We start from the raw sequence: 16,892 nt of genomic DNA on the forward strand, positions 1-16,892 counted from the left end.
TGATTTATCAGAATATATATGATCAATAATTAATGGGGGGTACCATTAACTACTAACTACTTTTCTTCACTTAGCAAATATGCAGCCGCCGCTTCATCAGTGATTAAGACGGTCGCTTTCGGTGCCCCTTGCAAATAAGAGTGAATGGCTTTTCCTTTAGAGGCCCCGCCTGCCACAGCAATCACCTCGTGAGCCTGTTTCAGGTCGTCTAATTGAAGGCCGATTGTAGCTATTTTATGTACGACAGTGCCAGCTTCATCAAAATAATAACCAAAAGCTTCCGCTACCGCCTGACCTTGCGTAATCTTCTGCCTATCTTCCTCAGATGTGTTTCTTCGTTTCGCCATCATTAACGCCTCACCAATTCCATGAATGACAATATTCGCGGATTTAATAATCGCAAGCACCTCTTTAATGGCTGGCTCTTTCATAATCGACTGTTGTGCTTTCGGGCTCATTTGATCCGGTGCATACAACACTTTATGAGTACGGCCTGTGTTCAGCGCCATCTGAGCCACAATGGAATTCGCTTGCATTTGAACATCTTCTCCAATGCCGCCTCGTGCGGGAACGAATATAATATCCTTCCCATCGCTGAATTGTTCATTCATCGCTCGAGCTGCTTCTAGCATCGTCGTTCCGCCTGTGACTGCGATGATATTCTGCGCTATTAACCGCTTTTTTATACAGTTAACAGAAGCGGTGCCAAGTTCTTTTTTGACCCATGGTGACTGATCACTATCACCTTGCACAATCGTCACTTCGTCGAGTCCATAGCGCGTTTTCAATTGTTGCTCCATCATGTGTATACCCTTAATTTCGCCCATTAATCCTTGCAAATCCTCAAGTACAGATTCGCCATCCGCCGTCAAAACCATACCCTTAGACTGAAAATCAATTAACGCCTGTTTTTTTAAAAACTCTACTTCACTTCTTAATACTCTTTCAGTCAAGCCTAACGATTGGGCCAATAGCCTTCTTCCCACTGGTTGAGCTAGGCGAATCGATTGCAATATTTCATAACGCTTCTGCAAAACATGTAGCAAGTCAGGTAATAATCTTTTTTGAATATCTATGAATGTTCTCATAAAAACTCCTTTAATTCTTTAGTGGGTCTTTTTTTGTCCCTTTTAAATAAAATACGTCCCACTAATCTCAAAAAAAAATCCCCCTGCCTTCACGTTTATAGTAACAGGGAGGAATGCAAAAATCAACCAATATACTGTTAAGGTTTTGTCAATCTCATATATTGTTATTGTAATTTTTTGATTAATGCCGGGTAATCAATCGCCCCATATTGAATAATCTCATCATTATATTCGATCACCGGGATCATTAATCCATACTTTTCTGTCCACTCATCTTGCTCGTTAATATTGCGTTCATGAACCACTATTGGTACCTCTTCCTGCACAAGCTGCAAAACAATTTGAGCTTCTATACAAAGCGGGCATTGTGGTCGCGTGTAAAAAATGATTTCTTTCATTACTGTTCCTCAATCCTCAGTCGTATCTTTTTCTTTTCGATGAAGAAGGAATCGAGAGCTGATCGCGGTATTTCGCTACCGTTCTTCTCGACACTTGCAATCCCTCTTCCTTGAGTCGATTGCTAATTTCCTGATCGGAAAGTGGTTTTCTCTTATTTTCTGCCGTGACAAACGCCGTAATTTTTGCCTTTACTTGTTGAGCGGATGCCGTTTCCTCTGCACTTCCGTTTGTTAAGCCAGCTGGGAAAAAGAATTTCAATTCATATGTTCCATACGGCGTTTGCATATATTTTCCGCGCACTGCTCGGCTAACCGTTGATTCGTGAATCTCTAGTTCATCTGCAATCTCCTTCATCGTTAGCGGCTGCAGGCTGGTCGGACCTTGGAAAAAAAATTCTTTTTGTTTTTCAACAATTTTTAATCCTACTCGTTGAATTGTCCGCTTGCGCTGTTCTAAACTTTTGAGCAACCATAAATAATCTTTTTGCTTTTCCTTCATAAATTGCTTTAACTGTGGGTCTTTATGAACCGCTAATTCATTGAAGTAATCTTTTTGAAAAATAATTTTTGGCATATCCTCTTCAAGAAGATACACTTCAATAGAGTCTTTTTTCAACTGAACCGTTAAATCCGGCCGTACATAGTTCGCTTGTTCCTTTTGAAAGCGTGCACCTGGCTTCGGATTTAACCTTTGCTGAATAAAGTCTGCTGCCGCTTGAATCTCTTTCACATCCACATTGAGCTTTTTCGCCAGAGGGCGCCAATTTTTTTCGGCAAACTCGACAAAATGATCTTCAACGATTGTAAACACAAGCAGAGATGCATCAAGCATTCTTTCTAACTGCAACAATAAACAATCCTGCAAGTGAAAAGCCCCCACCCCAGCAGGCTCTAGTTCACGAATCATCTCCAATACTTCTTCTGCTTCAGATGGCTGACAGCGACACATGAGCGCCGTCTCTTTCATCGTAATCGACATATAGCCGTTTTCATCCATATTATATAACAAAAAATCAAGTATTCGCTTTTGTGTAGGCCCCATCGGAATAAGTGACAATTGCATCCTTAAATAATCGAGCAATGTCTGAGACGTATCTGCTAAATGCTCCACCCAATTCTTGTCTTCCTTCTCACTTGATACCCCTTGTTGTGATCGTACTTTCTCCTTCTTGTGAAGCGCTTTCATTTCCGATTCCTCTAACTGTATAAAAGGGTTTTCCATCGTCTTCGCTTCTAAAAACTCCGTTAACTCCTGGGTAGAGTACTGCAACAGAGCAATCGCCTGCGTCAATTCCTGCGTCATCGCAAGCTTCATCGTCTGCTGTTGCCAAAGTCCCGGCTTCAAATGCATATTCATCTTCCCACTCCCCCTCATTCCCTATTATACAACAGGAAACGAAAATGAGAATGAAAATTTAGAATTTTTTATAATAAAATCGCCTTCCTTCGACATGAACCTACTTGGATAGTAGCTGACGGCTGATGTTGGAGGAATCGCGACTGATTTTTATGCAAATGCGACTAATCCTCTCGCTCGGGCGACTGATCTTCCCTTTTTCCCGACTGATTCCGCCATTCCAACGACTAATCCCCTTCCATCTATCCACATAAAAAGCCCGTCATCCCAATAACAAGGATGACAGACTAAATGAACTGTCCAAAAAGCAGCCTATTCTTTATAACTCCACTCGAATTTTTGTTCCTTCACCAATAACGCTTTTCATCGTAATCACACCTTGATGGGCTTCAACAATGTCTTTGGCAATCGCCAACCCAAGACCTGAGCCTTTATGAGATTCTCCTGTATTCGTGCCGCGATAGTAGCGGCTGAAAATATGGTCCAGTTCTTCCTTACTCATGCCTTTTCCATTATCCTCAATATAAATCGCTGTTTTCTCCTCTTCTTTTTCCACTGTCACGGTAACCTGTGTATCTGGATCGTTATGCACCACCGCATTGTAAATTAAATTGCTCAATGCCCGCCGCAGCAATAGTTCATCTACCTCTAGAAAAATGGCTTCTGCCTTACATTCAAACACAATATGTCGCTGTTGATGCTTTGGATCATTCAATAAATCAATCACAATATTACGCACTAAGGAGACTATATTGACGCTCTTCTTATTTAACGTCATCTGTTTATTTTTCAAACGAGTCGTTAAGTTCAAGTCGTCGATCACTTCTTTTATATACAATGATTTTTGTTCAATAATTTCAGCGTATTCCCGCATCTCTTCAATCGAAAAATCATAGTCTGTATCCTTCATCATTTCCGCAAATCCTTGAATCGAGGCAAGCGGTGTTTTCATGTCATGCGAAATATTCGCAATCCACTCTTCTTTTAAGCGATCCAGCTTTGTCCGCTCCACTTCCGCTGCTTTCAGTTGCGTGGATAAATCTTGTACATTGTAGGCCACTTCCCGATAAATCCCTTTCGACTGACTCACTACGTTATAGTCCTTGTTTGCCAGTTTTTTAATATCATCAATAATTTTATGAACCGGCTTCGTTAATCGCTGGCTAAACGCATAGCCAATGATCACCGCAATCAAACTATCAATGATCAAAAACAGCAGAAAGATATCGTTTGAAACCTTCCTTATTTCTTCCATATTGTAAGAAAGAATGTATCTGTTAATATTGCGATCAACCACGCCAATGAAATAACTGTACGCTTCTCCATCAAGATTCACACTATCTATAAAGACCGTTGTATCCGCATCAACCTCTTTATATTTATACATTTGAACAATCTCCACTGGCGAATACGATGTGGGCAATGTTTTTGGTGCCCGGTACGTATACTGCTCTTCTCCTTGTTCATTCAACACTTGAATCCAAGCATTTTTCTGTTTCAAGACTTCTTTTCCTTCTGAATTGACCGTTAGTCTCCCTTCATCTATCTGAACATATTGTTTAAACTCTCTTACAAATGATTCCACTGGTTCACTAAAAAAAGGGGCCACCGTTTGCGACTGCCAAACCAGCAGACCAAGCAGCATCACCACATTAATACAAACAACGAATAAAACAATAAGGAGGATCGAAAATAAATATCTTCCTGTTAAGCGCCAACGCATTCACTAATCCTCCTTCGTAACAAATTTATACCCTAAACCTTTAACCGTGAGAATGTGCTCTGGTTTTGACGGATTGTCTTCGACTTTTTCGCGAAGGCGACGAATATGAACCATAATCGTATTATCAAAGCCGATAAAATCCTCTCCCCATACATGATGACAAAGACTCTCCTTACTAATGATATGGTTAGCATGTTTCATTAAATGGCTCATGAGCCCAAGTTCTTTCGGCTTTAACTCAATCGATTTTCCGTTTTTTGTTAGCACCGCTGTTTGTTCATTTAAAGTAAACGGCCCGGCTTGTAAAACCGCTTCTTTTGGCTCCTCTCTCATAAAGCTCGCCCGGCGCAGCTGTGCTTTTACCCGATAAGCAACCTCTTTTGGGCTGAACGGCTTCGTAATATAGTCGTCTCCTCCAATTGCAAACCCGACGATTTTATCCACCTCTTCGTCCTTCGCTGATAAAAATAAAATCGGCACGTTGGAGATCTCGCGTATTTTCTTGCACACCTCATACCCTTCTCCATCTGGCAGCATAATGTCTAATAAAACAAGATCCGGCCGATGGATTTGAAATTGTTCAATCCCCTCTTTCACCGTCGTACTCGTGTAAATCCGCTCCACTCCTTCTTTCTTCAACACCGTCTTCAATAATCGTAAAATATCCTCTTCATCGTCAATGATGAGAACTGCTTGCTGTTTAGCCATCTATCGTACTCCTTCTGTTTTTTCTTTAGTATAACGGAAAAAGCTCCGTTTACGCTGTTTGGTAAACGAAGCTTTTTGAGATTATGATGCTTTTTTAACTATTTTCCCTTGGCGACCATAAGTCATTACACGCCATAATTTTTCAAGCGGCCCCATGCGGAAGAAGCGGAACCAAACGACACTGAAAATGACTTGAATCCCAAAAATCATACAAGCAATAAGAACCGCTTCACGTGACGTCGGAAACTCAATCCCCATCCACGCCATCAGTTGAAGCCCTATGATACTTTGGGCCACATAGTTTGTCAAAGCCATTTGTCCAACCCTTGCAAGCGGCATACATGCTTTTTGTAACCATCGATGTTCAAGTAAAGAGAATAAGGTAACTAAATAGAAGGGTGTCATAGCGAGTGCATTTAATTGTAAATCCAGCATTTGTAAAGGTTCATTTCCGTCTCCACTTTTCCAAATGAATACAGATGATAAAACGGATAGTGCGAACGTAATAAGCTGAATCAACCAAATTTGACGTTTGTAGTTGCCTAGATGACGAACCCAATCAGCTTTTGCTGTTAAAAAGCCCGCTAAAAACATAATAAAGATTAATAAAGTATCATTGGTGACATACTTAGCGATTGGCATATCTGTGCCAAAGATCATCTGTGCCAAAATGGCAGTGACAAATAAGCTGACGATCCCAGTAAGCCATTTACTAATTGCTTTCGTAGACAGGTTATAAAATGGCAATAAGAAAAACCCAATAAGCGCATATGGTACTAAAATAGAGCCGAAGAAAATAAAAAAATGCACAATACCGAACAAAAATAAGATGATCAATCGACGTGCAAATCGTTTTCTAGGATTGTCTCCTCGCTGTTCAGCACGAGAAGTAAAAATATAAAAACCAAAACCAAATAAGAAAGAAAACATCGAGAAAAACTTCTTCTCTATGAAAATATTAATGAGAAGATCAATCCATTGATCCACACTTGTCGACTTGGGTAAAACCATTCCTTCCACCACCATGACAAAAGCTGGAACATTAATAAATAAAATACCGAACAACGCAAGACCACGAATAATATCTAAAGATACAATCCGATCTTTTTGCGAAATAGATGGTTGCATAACAATCAAACTCCTTCTTTTTTATTCCTGTAAAAAGGATAAAATGCCCACCTTACACAGAGATAATTTAAACCTTACATAATCCTTACATTTTAGAGAAATACGCAGATTCAAGTTGGCCGTGACTGATTTTCTCGCGCAGGCGACTGATGAGTGGTCATTCGCGACTGATTGGTGCCCAGCCCCGACTGATTAGATACGATTGTTGACCGATCTCTTCTTAAGTGCGGACTTAACTCACGCGACTCACTTCCTCTCGGGGAGACTGACTTTGTTCGAGTACCGACTGATGGGCAGCAATTCGCGACTGATTGGAACTCAGGCCCGACTGATTTCAGCCGAATCACGACTGATCAGATACATTTTTCGATTGTTTCCTATTAATAGGCGGTCTCTCCTTCACAGCCAGAACTCCATTTTAAGGTTTTTGTAAGGTTGAGATTAAGATGGTGTAAGATTCCGTACGTATGATAGGTGTCAGAAGGAAGGAGAGAGTAACATGAAACCTATTTTACAAGCAAAAAATGTGGAAAAGGTGTTTGGCTCAAAGGAAAATGAGTACCACGCCTTAAAAGACATTCAGTTAGATATACATGAAGGGGAATTTGTTGGCATTATGGGGCCTTCTGGGGCTGGGAAGTCAACGCTTTTAAATATTTTATCAACGATTGATACGCCATCTTCTGGTGAGATCATCATCGACGGGCAAAATATTGTGCAAATGAAGGAGGAGCAATTATCCGATTTCCGCCGCCGTAAACTTGGATTTATTTTCCAGGATTACAATTTACTAGATACATTGACGGTAAAAGAGAACATCGTGTTACCGCTAGCTTTATCGAAAGTGCCAGTAAAAGAAATCGAAACGCGCGTCAATGAAATGGCCGACACATTTGGCATTCGTGAGATTTTAAACAAATATCCTTATCATATTTCTGGTGGACAGAAGCAAAGAACAGCGGCTTCCCGGGCGATCATCACGAATCCTAAGCTGATTTTGGCGGATGAACCAACAGGTGCGCTCGATTCTAAGTCAGCCACCGATTTATTAAATAGTTTGACTGCCTTAAATGAAAAACAGCGATCGACGATTATGATGGTCACACACGATTCATACGCAGCTAGCTTCTGTAAACGGTTGTTGATTATTAAAGACGGCGAACTCTTCAAGGAAGTATACAAAGGAGAGCAGTCACGTCGAGCTTTCTTCCAGCAAATTTTAGATGTGCTTGCGTCGCTTGGAGGTGGCGCTCATGACACTATTTAATATCGCAAGGAAAAATATTCGGCAAAATTTTACGAACTATTTTTTATACTTTGCTTCGATGATTTTTGGTATCGTCATTTACTTCACATTTGTTTCCTTAAAGTATGATCAAACAATTGCTGCGACATCTGAATCATCACCGAAAATGGACTCGGTGTTTAGCGCCGCTTCCTTTGTCTTACTGATTTTCGTGGCAATTTTCATTTGGTCATCTAACGCCTTTTTCATGCGGAAGCGAAAAAAAGAAGTCGGCTTATATTCATTGCTTGGTGTTCGACGAAAAGAAATTGGGCGCATGCTCTTTTATGAAAATTTTCTGATGGGTACATTAGCACTCGTCATCGGAATGGGACTGGGGACGTTATTATCCAAAGGGTTCGTGACGTTATTGATGAACATTATGGGCTACGAGATTGTGACAAACTTTACGATTTCATCAGCTGCGATCATCAATACAGCGATCGTATTCTTTATTATCACGCTCGTCACATCGTTTCAAGGCTATCGATTAATTTATCGTTTTAAATTAATTGAACTGTTCAAAGCAGATCAAGAAGGAGAACACGAGCCAAAAGCATCCTTATGGTTAGCTGGATTATCACTAATCTTGATTGGTGGCGGTTATTGGTTAGCTCTTCAATCGTTCGACTCTACTGTTTGGCAAACACTTGGCCTTTTATTCACGCCGCTCGTCATTTTAACAACGGTGATTACAGGCACTTACTTTTTATTTAGTACATTCATCGTCTATGCCTTAAAAGCATCTCGAAAAAAGAAGTCGCACTTTTGGAACGGATTAACGATCATTACAACATCTCAATTGTTATATCGAATCAAAGGGAACGCAAGAACATTAACCATCATTGCCGTCTTAAGTGCCACGACGTTAACAGCGGTTGGGGCCGCCTATAGCTTTTACTATAATACGAAAACCACAGCTACCACGATGACACCAAACAGTTATTCCTTCACCGTGACAGATGATCAGCTAGCTAAGCAAGCGAATGAAAAAATTACAAACAATAAAAACCATCAAGTTCGCTATCATCAAGTCATTAAAACTTTACAAGTAGAGGCGGATACAACGAATTTAGACAGTCCGTTGATGAGCACAGAGCTAGTCTACGCCCTTATTTCTACTAGTGATTTTAATACATTAGCAGACAAACAAGGACGAAAAGAATCGTTATCACTACACAGAAACGAAGTCATCGCCTTAGATCGCATGTATCATGAAAAATTCTCGCCAAAATATGATGGAAAATCGATTACTTTTCATTTAAACGATCGTGAAGAAGAAGTGACTTTCACTGATTTTAGAACATATGACGTCCTCAATATCGGTGTCGATGGGGCAACGCTTGTTGTGAGCGACGAATTATTCAATCAGTTAGCGAGCGAGCTGAAAGCAAGATCGATTGACATGTATGGAATCACAAACGCGGATCAAGCGAAAGAATTAACAAAGCAATTGAAAACAGTCATGCCGGAAGAGGCTGCCTTCTCTAGCTATTATGAAGTGTACGCGGCTGGCTTAGAGTCAACCGGATTACTCATTTTCGTCGGTGGCTTTTTAGGACTTGTGTTCTTAGCTGCAACCGGCAGCATCATCTACTTCAAACAGCTAACAGAAGCACACGCCGACCAAGACCGCTATCGCATTCTATCAAATATCGGTGTCAATAAAAAAGACTTACGAAAAACAATTGCGAAACAAGTATTTTTTATCTTTGCCTTGCCATTGCTTGCAGGAATTGCTCATAGTGCGGTAGCTTTAACCGCCTTATCTAACTTGTTAACGACAAGTTTAGTCGTTCCAACGCTAATCTGCATGGGAGTATACATGATCATCTACATTATGTATTACTTCATGACCGTCCAAGCGTACTATAAAATCGTCACAAACAAAGGAGAATAAAGATTATGAAGAAATTATGGATATCAATTGGGACACTCGTTGCCTTATTCGTCGGTTTCATTTTATTCATCCAAAACGTTAACTTAAACCGACTCGGAGCCGAGAGCTATTTCGTCAAAATTACAACAGATGGGAAAAAAATCGAAGACGTGACCGACACAGGAGAAAAATGGACTAGCTACGAGTATGAATTAGAAGGAGTGAACGAAAAAGATGAAGTCAAAACACTAAATTTCACAAGCCACAAGCAACTTCGCCACGATGCTTACCTTGAAGTTTTTGTGAAGGATGAAAATGAAGTTACTTCTTATCAAGAAGTGCAACAAGCGGAGCTTCCTGATAAAGTGAAGAAGAAGTTGAATTAATACAAAGAGAGAGTGATGTTCATACACTGGAACATCACTCTCTCTTTCTAGTTATTCGCCTTTAAGTATTTTCAATCAGTGTCCCCTACTGATTGAGCTGTTACTGCCCGTTAATGCGGGATAAATATTTCTCACTGACAAGATATAAGGAATAACCTATTACACATGCAATTTGATTTAAAATAACATCATCAATATCCATACTCCCCAAATAAGTAATGAATTGGATGACTTCAATGCAAATAATGATCCCTAAACAAGAAATCATCGTTTTTATAAATGATTTTTTTGATGGAAATACTATAGGAATTAAAAACCCTAAAGGTATAAAAGGAATGATATTCCCAACGATATTTAGAAAATATACTCCTACATCCAAATGAGAAACATATGAAGATAGCGTTTTAAATGGAATTAAATTAAAATTTGATACTCCTATCTGCACATTTTCATGTCTCAATTGAATATTATTTTTAACATCATTTACATCTCCAAAAAACTTAAAGACAATAAAATCAATTAATAACAATATATAAATATAAAATATCACTTTCCAAAATAATTTAAAATTAATCTTCATATACTTATACTCACCGTTTCGTTTTTATATCCCCTAGTATTCTTCGCAGTCATTCCCCATCAAAATAGGCATAAAAAAAGTGTTCTCATAAATAAATCTCATGAAAACACTTCATTCTCTAGTATTTCTTATAGCGCCCTCGGCAGGAATCGAACCCACATCTTAAGAACCGGAATCTCACGTGCTATCCGTTGCACCACGAGGGCAAAATGTTTAAGTACATTACAAAATTATAGCGGAATAAATAAGAAAATGCAATATATAATTATTTCTTACCGTTTAGCAGGATTTCGATTGGACATACTAGAAAATTATATTAAAGTGAAAACGGAAATATTTGAAGCAAAGTGTTTGACCTTCATTGACCATCACTGTATGATATCATTACATAAGATTTTCTTTACTAGAAAATAATTCATTTAAGGAGGAAAGACCATGAATCTAATTCCTACAGTTATTGAACAAACAAACCGCGGAGAGCGTGCTTACGATATTTATTCTCGTTTATTAAAGGACCGCATCATTATGCTTGGAAGTGGCATTGATGATAATGTGGCGAACTCAATCGTTTCGCAATTATTATTCCTTGAAGCAGAAAACCCAGAGAAAGACATCTCTATCTACATTAACAGCCCTGGTGGAAGCATCACTGCTGGTATGGCGATTTATGATACGATCCAATTTATTAAGCCGGATGTTCAAACGATTTGTATCGGTATGGCCGCTTCTATGGGTGCATTCTTGCTTGCCGCTGGAACGAAAGGGAAGCGTTATGCCCTACCAAATAGTGAAGTAATGATTCACCAACCTCTTGGAGGCGCGCAAGGTCAAGCAACAGAAATCGAAATTGCAGCGAAACGCATCTTGTTCCTTCGTGAAAAACTAAACCAAATTCTTGCAGATCGCACAGGCCAATCACTTGAAGTCATCTCAAAAGATACAGACCGCGATAACTTCATGACAGCTGAACGTGCATTAGAATACGGTTTAATCGACAAGATTCTTACGCGTAACGAACTTCCACAAAAATAAAGTGAAACTTCAATCAGTGGGGGTTTTCTTCATCCCCACTGATTGTTAGTTGAACGGATCGGGCGTTTACGGGCTGTTGATCCCCACCTACATCCCTGCGCTCCTTCTGCCATGTTGAGGTGGGGATCTTACAGCCCGTTCATGCGGGATAAGTCATGATGAAGCTGTTGAGCCCTGCTCGACAGCTTTTTTGATCTATACAAAAAACACCTGAACAATGGACCTATCCATCATTCAGGTGTTCATCAATAGCTTCCCTCTTGTTCAACGAAGACGATTAACTCCGCTACTGCATTCTGTTCATCGTGTCCATCAGCGGAAATGGTGACGGAGCAACCACGGTTAATCGCCAGACTCATGATCCCCATAATGCTTTTGGCGTTCACTTTCTTTCCATCTTTTTCAAGATAGATTTCTGAAGAGAAGCGATTCGCTTCCTGCACAAACAAAGCAGCAGGGCGTGCTTGTAACCCCATCTTCAGTTGTACTTCTGTTGTTTTTTCAACCATGTGGATTCTCCCCTTCTCTTTCTTGCTTATTCTATCGGTTCACTCGCTCTAATTTTGTCAGCGATTTCATCTATTTTACGAAGACGATGGTTAATACCTGATTTACTAATTTTCCCCCCAGATACCATTTCTCCTAGTTCTTTCAATGTAACATCTTGATGAGTCACTCGTAGCTCCGCAATTTCTCGCAGTTTATCGGGCAGCACTTGCAGACCGACTGTTTCTTCGATATAGCGTATATTTTCAACTTGGCGCAGCGCTGCACCAATCGTTTTATTTAAGTTAGCCGTTTCACAGTTCACCAGTCGATTCACCGAATTTCTCATATCACGCACAATGCGGACATCTTCGAATCGAAGCAAGGCATTGTGAGCCCCAATAATATTTAAAAATTCCGTGATTTTCTCCGCTTCCTTTAAATAAGTAATAAAGCCTTTCTTTCGCTCTAATGTTTTACTATTTAAACCAAAGGAGTTCATCAATTCACTCAAGGCATCATTATGCTCTTTATATAAGGAGAAGATTTCCAAATGATAAGAAGAGGTTTCTGGATTATTGACAGATCCACCTGCCAGAAAGGCACCACGTAAGTAGGCACGTTTGCAGCATTGGTTCTCAATCAATGTAGATGAAATGTTATGAACAAAGGAAAAACCGGTTTCAATAATCGCTAAGTCTTCTAATATCTCTCTTGCCTGTTCCTTCAGTCTGACAATGTATACGTTATTCTTTTTTAACCTCATCTTTTTACGAACGAGCAGTTCTACTTCCACTTCATAATTTTTCTTTAATAATATATATATTCTTCGAGCGATCGCTGCATTCTCTGTTTGAATATTAACGACGAGCAAGCGATTTGAAAATGAAAGTGATCCATTCATTCGAATAAGCGCGGACAGTTCCGCTGTCACACAGCAACTATTTCCTTCAACTGCTGTTAATTCTTTTTTCGTTTCAGACGCAAACGACATTTGAGACACCCCCTCTATCTGAGATGCTCGTTCTGTAGTATAAGGTTTATTTCTTGTCCTTGATTAGATTAGACAATATATCAGCAACTTTATTTGTGTTATGACGAATCATGCCCTTTTCCCGGGTAACAATATCATCAAAAATAACGTGAAGACCTAACGACTTTAATTGATCTACATCGTATACGACTGGTTTGGAGAGTTCTTCTTTATACTTTTCTTTAATTTGTTCAGGAATTACTTCATTGTTTACTAAAATCGTATCCATAAACGCACAGGACATATGGTCATAAATCGCTTTCACATGATCGCTAGCAGTGAAATCAAGCGTTTCCCCAGCCTGTGTCATTAAATTACAAATATATACTTTTCGCGCTTTAGCTGAACAGACTTCTTCTCCTATTTGCGGAACGAGTAAATTCGGCAAAATACTTGTATATAAACTGCCTGGTCCAACGATAATTAAGTCAGCCTCTCGAATCGCTCGAATTGTTTCAGGCAAAGGTTTTATATGATCGGGTGTTAAAAATACTCGTTTGATCCTTTTACCTGAGTAAGGTATTTTCGATTCTCCTGATACGACGGTGCCATCTTCCATTTCCGCATGAAGAACGACACTTTGGTTCGCAGCAGGCAATACCTTTCCACGAACATTGAGCACCCGACTCATTTCCTGAACGGCATGCACAAAGTCACCCGTAATCGAAGTCAGGGCAGCAATCATTAAATTGCCAAGTGAATGCCCAGATAGTTCATTTTTTGTACTAAAACGGTGCTGGAACATATTCTCTAATAACGGTTCTACATCCGATAAAGCAGCGAGTACATTGCGAATATCCCCAGGAGGTGGGATGTTGAGCTCATCACGCAAGCGCCCAGAACTTCCGCCATCATCAGCTACCGTCACGATTGCCGTCAAATCGATCGGATGCTTCTTTAACCCGCGAAGCAGAACAGATAAACCCGTTCCACCGCCGATAATCACGACTTTCGGCTGTTTAGGATTGGTCATGACTCGGCACCTTACGTTTTTTAATATCGCGATGTTTAATTCGCGTCTCATAATCATTCGAGAAGTACTTTCCGATATATTCCGATAAGGCCACGGAACGATGCTGTCCTCCTGTGCATCCGATCGCAATGACTAGCTGAGATTTGCCTTCCATTTTGTAATGTGGAAGCATAAACGTTAATAAATCGATTACTTTTTCTAAAAACTTTTGCGTGTCACTCCACTTTAATACGTACGTAGCGACATCTTCATCTAACCCTGTTCGTGGTCTCATATGGTCAATGTAGTGCGGATTCGGCAAAAAGCGGACATCAAAGACAAGATCCGCATCGATTGGTAACCCATGTTTAAATCCAAACGACATCACATTCACCGTAAAGACAGCCTTTTTGTTTAAAGAAAACTCCGTTAAGATTTTTTCACGTAAGTCTTTGGGCTTCGTTTCTGATGTGTTGTAAATAAATTGCGCCCGACCTTTTAACTCCTCTAACAGCTCGCGTTCTTGGAGAATCCCATCTAAAGGCAAGCCGGTTGGGGACAGTGGATGAGAACGTCTTGTTTCTTTATAGCGACGAACGAGCACAGAATCCTCCGCATCAAGGAATAGTACTTTTGGTGTTAACTCGGACATCTCGATGACTTCATCGAGCGACTTAATTAAATCATCAAAAAACTCGCGTCCGCGCATATCCATCACGACCGCCACTTTATTCATTTGATTGTTTGCCTCTTTCATTAGCTCCAAAAACTTCGGCAGTAACATCGGCGGCAAATTATCCACACAATAAAAGCCAAGGTCTTCAAAACTTTGGATGGCGACCGTCTTTCCAGCGCCAGACATACCTGTAATAATAACGAGTTGGACATCATTTCCTACAGTTGTGTTCATGTTCATTCCCCTTTCTTATTTCAGCTTGGGTCTAATCGGTAAGATAGTAGCGTAAAGTCTGGTGTATATGTAAAGGCTCCATAAAGAATGCCCGATCCATGAACCATGTACTCAAGTATATGACGATCCCCTTCCGCCATTGGAAGCTCCTTAATCATATCGATTGAATGCCATTCAAGCTTTCCTTCTTCACTCTCCAGAATATTCACTCCATCACTTTCCGTTGCAAAAAAGGTGAACATCATCCATTCAGAAATAATCTCATCCTTCTCCTTAATGATAAAGCTAAATATTCCCTTCACACTCGGATTGCGTAAATAAATGCCCGTCTCTTCCCGAAATTCACGAATAGCCGCATCTCTGATCGATTCTCCAGCCTCCATCTTTCCACCTGGAGCCACCCACCAGTTTCGGCGCGGCTTTTGTAGCAATAAAATTTTGTCGTCTTTTAACAATAAACAATTGGTTACGCGTTGCACAATTGATCACCTCGAGCCGATGCGACGGAACGCCAAATGAAAAAGCCGTCACTCTACTATTTTTATTATTATACTATGTTCTTTCCACCGATCTCAATGCTAGGATATCGTTATAATATAAAGTGAAACTTCAATCAGTGAGGGTTTTCTTCATCCCCACTGATTGTTAGTTGAACGGATCGGGCATTTACGGGATGTTGATCTCCCGCCTACACGTCCGCGTTTTTTCTGTCATGTTGAGGTGGGAGTCTTACAGCTCGTTAATGCGGGATGAAGAGGTTTTTACAAAAAAGTAGGTTGCCCCTGCCACATCAATTATGTGTCTGGGACAACCTCATCAAATAGGGGTATACGTTAATACTTAGGGGGTGTATTAAACTGCTAATCGTAGTATAGCGGAAAATTATTTCACTTCTATTACGATTTCATTAACAGTCGGTTAAACTTTCCTCCTTACGCTTTAACCCCTATCTCTGCTTTCAATTCTTCAATGTAATGCTGCGCCGATTGAGCAGCTATACTTCCATCTCCTGTTGCCGTTACAATTTGACGAAGTGTTTTCTCGCGAACATCACCCGCTGCATAAATACCAGCAATTTTCGTTTCCATTTGGTCGTTCGTCACAATATAGCCAGCTTCATTCGTAATATCAAGGGTTAAGAATGGCTTCGTCAATGGAAGCATACCGACATAGATGAACACGCCATCCGCTTCGAATTCACGTTCTTCGCCATTTTCAGTAGAAACGAGCGTTAAGCTACCAACTTTTCCATCTTTTTCATTGATTTGTTTCACTGTATGATTCCAAATAAAATCAACTTTCTCGTTGCTAAACGCACGTTCTTGAAGAATCTTTTGTGCGCGCAATTGATCGCGACGGTGAACAATCGTTACTTTTTTCGCAAAGCGAGTTAAGTACACACCTTCTTCTACGGCAGAGTCTCCGCCACCAACAACCACTAGCTCTTTATTTTTAAAGAAAGCACCGTCACAAACAGCACAATAAGAAACGCCACGGCCTCCTAATTCCTTTTCACCTGGTACGCCGATTTTCTTATACTCGGCACCTGTTGTGATGATCACAGCACGCGCTTTATACTGTTTTGATCCGGCATCAATCGTTTTGTATTCTTTCCCGTCAATAATTTGTTTAATGTCGCCATAAGCGTATTCCGCTCCGAATTTCTTCGCATGGTCAAACATTTTCGTGGATAACTCTGGGCCAAGAATATGGTCATATCCCGGATAATTTTCTACTTCTTCTGTGTTTGCCATTTGTCCACCCGGCACACCACGCTCAATCATTAGTGTTGAGAGGTTGGCACGAGAGGTGTAAACAGCGGCGGTCATCCCTGCTGGACCTGCACCGATGATAATGACGTCATACACTTTTTCTTCTGCTGTCAAAATAAGCCACTCCTTTATTTACTCTCATTTTAAATATACCCTAAAACGTATTTCTTATTCT

At 40.3% G+C, this 16,892-nt stretch carries 17 protein-coding genes and 1 tRNA gene; 4 read left to right on the forward strand and 14 right to left on the reverse strand.

Going from position 1 to position 16,892, the window contains the following annotated elements:
• Positions 1 to 56 precede the first annotated feature (56 nt).
• The 6 genes from WDJ61_RS15800 to WDJ61_RS15825 all read right to left on the reverse strand — a co-directional run bounded on the left by WDJ61_RS15800 (position 57) and on the right by WDJ61_RS15825 (position 6,402).
• Complete coding sequence (locus WDJ61_RS15800) at positions 57 to 1,088, reverse strand: sugar-binding transcriptional regulator (RefSeq protein WP_338751408.1); 1,032 nt, start codon at positions 1,086 to 1,088, stop codon at positions 57 to 59.
• Between the two features lie 164 nt (positions 1,089 to 1,252).
• Positions 1,253 to 1,486: a glutaredoxin family protein gene (locus WDJ61_RS15805; protein ID WP_338751410.1), complete on the reverse strand. Its 234-nt coding sequence runs from the start codon at positions 1,484 to 1,486 to the stop codon at positions 1,253 to 1,255.
• 16 nt (positions 1,487 to 1,502) lie between these two features.
• Positions 1,503 to 2,843, reverse strand: a complete 1,341-nt coding sequence (gene rpoN, locus WDJ61_RS15810) for an RNA polymerase factor sigma-54 (protein ID WP_338751412.1) — start codon at positions 2,841 to 2,843, stop codon at positions 1,503 to 1,505.
• A gap of 319 nt (positions 2,844 to 3,162) precedes the next feature.
• Positions 3,163 to 4,566 (reverse strand): HAMP domain-containing sensor histidine kinase, encoded by a 1,404-nt coding sequence (locus tag WDJ61_RS15815; RefSeq protein WP_338751414.1) that lies wholly within the window; start codon positions 4,564 to 4,566, stop codon positions 3,163 to 3,165.
• A 3-nt stretch (positions 4,567 to 4,569) separates the two neighbouring features.
• On the reverse strand, positions 4,570 to 5,274 hold the full coding sequence (locus WDJ61_RS15820; protein WP_338751416.1) for a response regulator transcription factor: 705 nt from the start codon (positions 5,272 to 5,274) through the stop codon (positions 4,570 to 4,572).
• 81 nt (positions 5,275 to 5,355) lie between these two features.
• A complete protein-coding gene (locus WDJ61_RS15825; protein WP_338751418.1) occupies positions 5,356 to 6,402 on the reverse strand; it encodes a DUF418 domain-containing protein in 1,047 nt (348 codons plus the stop codon).
• A gap of 499 nt (positions 6,403 to 6,901) precedes the next feature.
• Here WDJ61_RS15825 and WDJ61_RS15830 point away from each other — a divergent pair, with 499 nt between their 5' ends.
• Genes WDJ61_RS15830 through WDJ61_RS15840 form a run of 3 tightly spaced genes read left to right on the forward strand, consistent with a single transcriptional unit; the run spans position 6,902 to position 9,952 of the window.
• A complete protein-coding gene (locus WDJ61_RS15830) occupies positions 6,902 to 7,669 on the forward strand; it encodes an ABC transporter ATP-binding protein (protein ID WP_338751420.1) in 768 nt (255 codons plus the stop codon).
• The gene (locus WDJ61_RS15835) at positions 7,656 to 9,587 is read left to right on the forward strand and encodes an ABC transporter permease (RefSeq protein ID WP_338751422.1); all 1,932 of its coding nucleotides are present in this window, start codon (positions 7,656 to 7,658) and stop codon (positions 9,585 to 9,587) included. Before WDJ61_RS15830 ends, WDJ61_RS15835 begins: the two co-directional genes overlap by 14 nt.
• Positions 9,588 to 9,592: 5 nt before the next feature.
• Positions 9,593 to 9,952: a YxeA family protein gene (locus tag WDJ61_RS15840; protein ID WP_338751424.1), complete on the forward strand. Its 360-nt coding sequence runs from the start codon at positions 9,593 to 9,595 to the stop codon at positions 9,950 to 9,952.
• A 100-nt stretch (positions 9,953 to 10,052) separates the two neighbouring features.
• Here WDJ61_RS15840 and WDJ61_RS15845 read toward each other — a convergent pair whose 3' ends face one another.
• Together WDJ61_RS15845 and WDJ61_RS15850 are read right to left on the reverse strand one after the other, a co-directional pair.
• Positions 10,053 to 10,532 (reverse strand): VanZ family protein, encoded by a 480-nt coding sequence (locus WDJ61_RS15845; protein WP_338751426.1) that lies wholly within the window; start codon positions 10,530 to 10,532, stop codon positions 10,053 to 10,055.
• 134 nt (positions 10,533 to 10,666) lie between these two features.
• A tRNA-Arg gene (locus WDJ61_RS15850) sits at positions 10,667 to 10,738 on the reverse strand.
• A 229-nt stretch (positions 10,739 to 10,967) separates the two neighbouring features.
• Between WDJ61_RS15850 and clpP the strand changes: the two genes are divergently transcribed.
• On the forward strand, positions 10,968 to 11,564 hold the full coding sequence (clpP, locus tag WDJ61_RS15855) for an ATP-dependent Clp endopeptidase proteolytic subunit ClpP (protein ID WP_338751428.1): 597 nt from the start codon (positions 10,968 to 10,970) through the stop codon (positions 11,562 to 11,564).
• Between the two features lie 245 nt (positions 11,565 to 11,809).
• Here clpP and WDJ61_RS15860 read toward each other — a convergent pair whose 3' ends face one another.
• The 6 genes from WDJ61_RS15860 to trxB form a co-directional block, all read right to left on the reverse strand.
• Entirely contained in the window at positions 11,810 to 12,073 is a 264-nt protein-coding gene (locus WDJ61_RS15860) for an HPr family phosphocarrier protein (protein WP_338751431.1), read from the reverse strand.
• Between the two features lie 26 nt (positions 12,074 to 12,099).
• Positions 12,100 to 13,044, reverse strand: a complete 945-nt coding sequence (gene whiA / locus WDJ61_RS15865) for a DNA-binding protein WhiA (RefSeq protein WP_338751433.1) — start codon at positions 13,042 to 13,044, stop codon at positions 12,100 to 12,102.
• Between the two features lie 46 nt (positions 13,045 to 13,090).
• Complete coding sequence (locus tag WDJ61_RS15870) at positions 13,091 to 14,056, reverse strand: YvcK family protein (RefSeq protein WP_338751435.1); 966 nt, start codon at positions 14,054 to 14,056, stop codon at positions 13,091 to 13,093.
• On the reverse strand, positions 14,043 to 14,945 hold the full coding sequence (gene rapZ, locus WDJ61_RS15875; RefSeq protein ID WP_338751437.1) for an RNase adapter RapZ: 903 nt from the start codon (positions 14,943 to 14,945) through the stop codon (positions 14,043 to 14,045). Before rapZ ends, WDJ61_RS15870 begins: the two co-directional genes overlap by 14 nt.
• 20 nt (positions 14,946 to 14,965) lie before the next feature.
• Positions 14,966 to 15,424, reverse strand: coding sequence for an 8-oxo-dGTP diphosphatase (locus WDJ61_RS15880; RefSeq protein WP_338751439.1), 459 nt, complete (start codon positions 15,422 to 15,424; stop codon positions 14,966 to 14,968).
• Between the two features lie 453 nt (positions 15,425 to 15,877).
• Positions 15,878 to 16,831 carry a thioredoxin-disulfide reductase gene (gene trxB / locus WDJ61_RS15885; protein ID WP_338751441.1) on the reverse strand — a complete coding sequence of 318 codons (954 nt, stop codon included), beginning with the start codon at positions 16,829 to 16,831 and terminating at the stop codon, positions 15,878 to 15,880.
• Positions 16,832 to 16,892: the final 61 nt, after the last annotated feature.

Origin of the sequence: Bacillus sp. FJAT-52991, assembly GCF_037201805.1 — a bacterium.
GTDB lineage: Bacteria > Bacillota > Bacilli > Bacillales > Domibacillaceae > Bacillus_CE > Bacillus_CE kandeliae.

What these genes read in the sequence shown, in the direction of transcription:
- rapZ (WP_338751437.1), bottom strand. Translation starts at nt 14,945, where the DNA reads ATGAACACAACTGTAGGAAATGATGTCCAACTCGTTATTATTACAGGT.
- WDJ61_RS15830 (WP_338751420.1), top strand. Translation starts at nt 6,902, where the DNA reads ATGAAACCTATTTTACAAGCAAAAAATGTGGAAAAGGTGTTTGGCTCA.
- WDJ61_RS15815 (WP_338751414.1), bottom strand. Translation starts at nt 4,566, where the DNA reads ATGCGTTGGCGCTTAACAGGAAGATATTTATTTTCGATCCTCCTTATT.
- clpP (WP_338751428.1), top strand. Translation starts at nt 10,968, where the DNA reads ATGAATCTAATTCCTACAGTTATTGAACAAACAAACCGCGGAGAGCGT.
- WDJ61_RS15835 (WP_338751422.1), top strand. Translation starts at nt 7,656, where the DNA reads ATGACACTATTTAATATCGCAAGGAAAAATATTCGGCAAAATTTTACG.
- WDJ61_RS15825 (WP_338751418.1), bottom strand. Translation starts at nt 6,402, where the DNA reads ATGCAACCATCTATTTCGCAAAAAGATCGGATTGTATCTTTAGATATT.
- whiA (WP_338751433.1), bottom strand. Translation starts at nt 13,044, where the DNA reads ATGTCGTTTGCGTCTGAAACGAAAAAAGAATTAACAGCAGTTGAAGGA.
- WDJ61_RS15860 (WP_338751431.1), bottom strand. Translation starts at nt 12,073, where the DNA reads ATGGTTGAAAAAACAACAGAAGTACAACTGAAGATGGGGTTACAAGCA.
- WDJ61_RS15845 (WP_338751426.1), bottom strand. Translation starts at nt 10,532, where the DNA reads ATGAAGATTAATTTTAAATTATTTTGGAAAGTGATATTTTATATTTAT.
- rpoN (WP_338751412.1), bottom strand. Translation starts at nt 2,843, where the DNA reads ATGAATATGCATTTGAAGCCGGGACTTTGGCAACAGCAGACGATGAAG.
- WDJ61_RS15820 (WP_338751416.1), bottom strand. Translation starts at nt 5,274, where the DNA reads ATGGCTAAACAGCAAGCAGTTCTCATCATTGACGATGAAGAGGATATT.
- WDJ61_RS15870 (WP_338751435.1), bottom strand. Translation starts at nt 14,056, where the DNA reads ATGACCAATCCTAAACAGCCGAAAGTCGTGATTATCGGCGGTGGAACG.
- WDJ61_RS15840 (WP_338751424.1), top strand. Translation starts at nt 9,593, where the DNA reads ATGAAGAAATTATGGATATCAATTGGGACACTCGTTGCCTTATTCGTC.
- WDJ61_RS15805 (WP_338751410.1), bottom strand. Translation starts at nt 1,486, where the DNA reads ATGAAAGAAATCATTTTTTACACGCGACCACAATGCCCGCTTTGTATA.
- WDJ61_RS15800 (WP_338751408.1), bottom strand. Translation starts at nt 1,088, where the DNA reads ATGAGAACATTCATAGATATTCAAAAAAGATTATTACCTGACTTGCTA.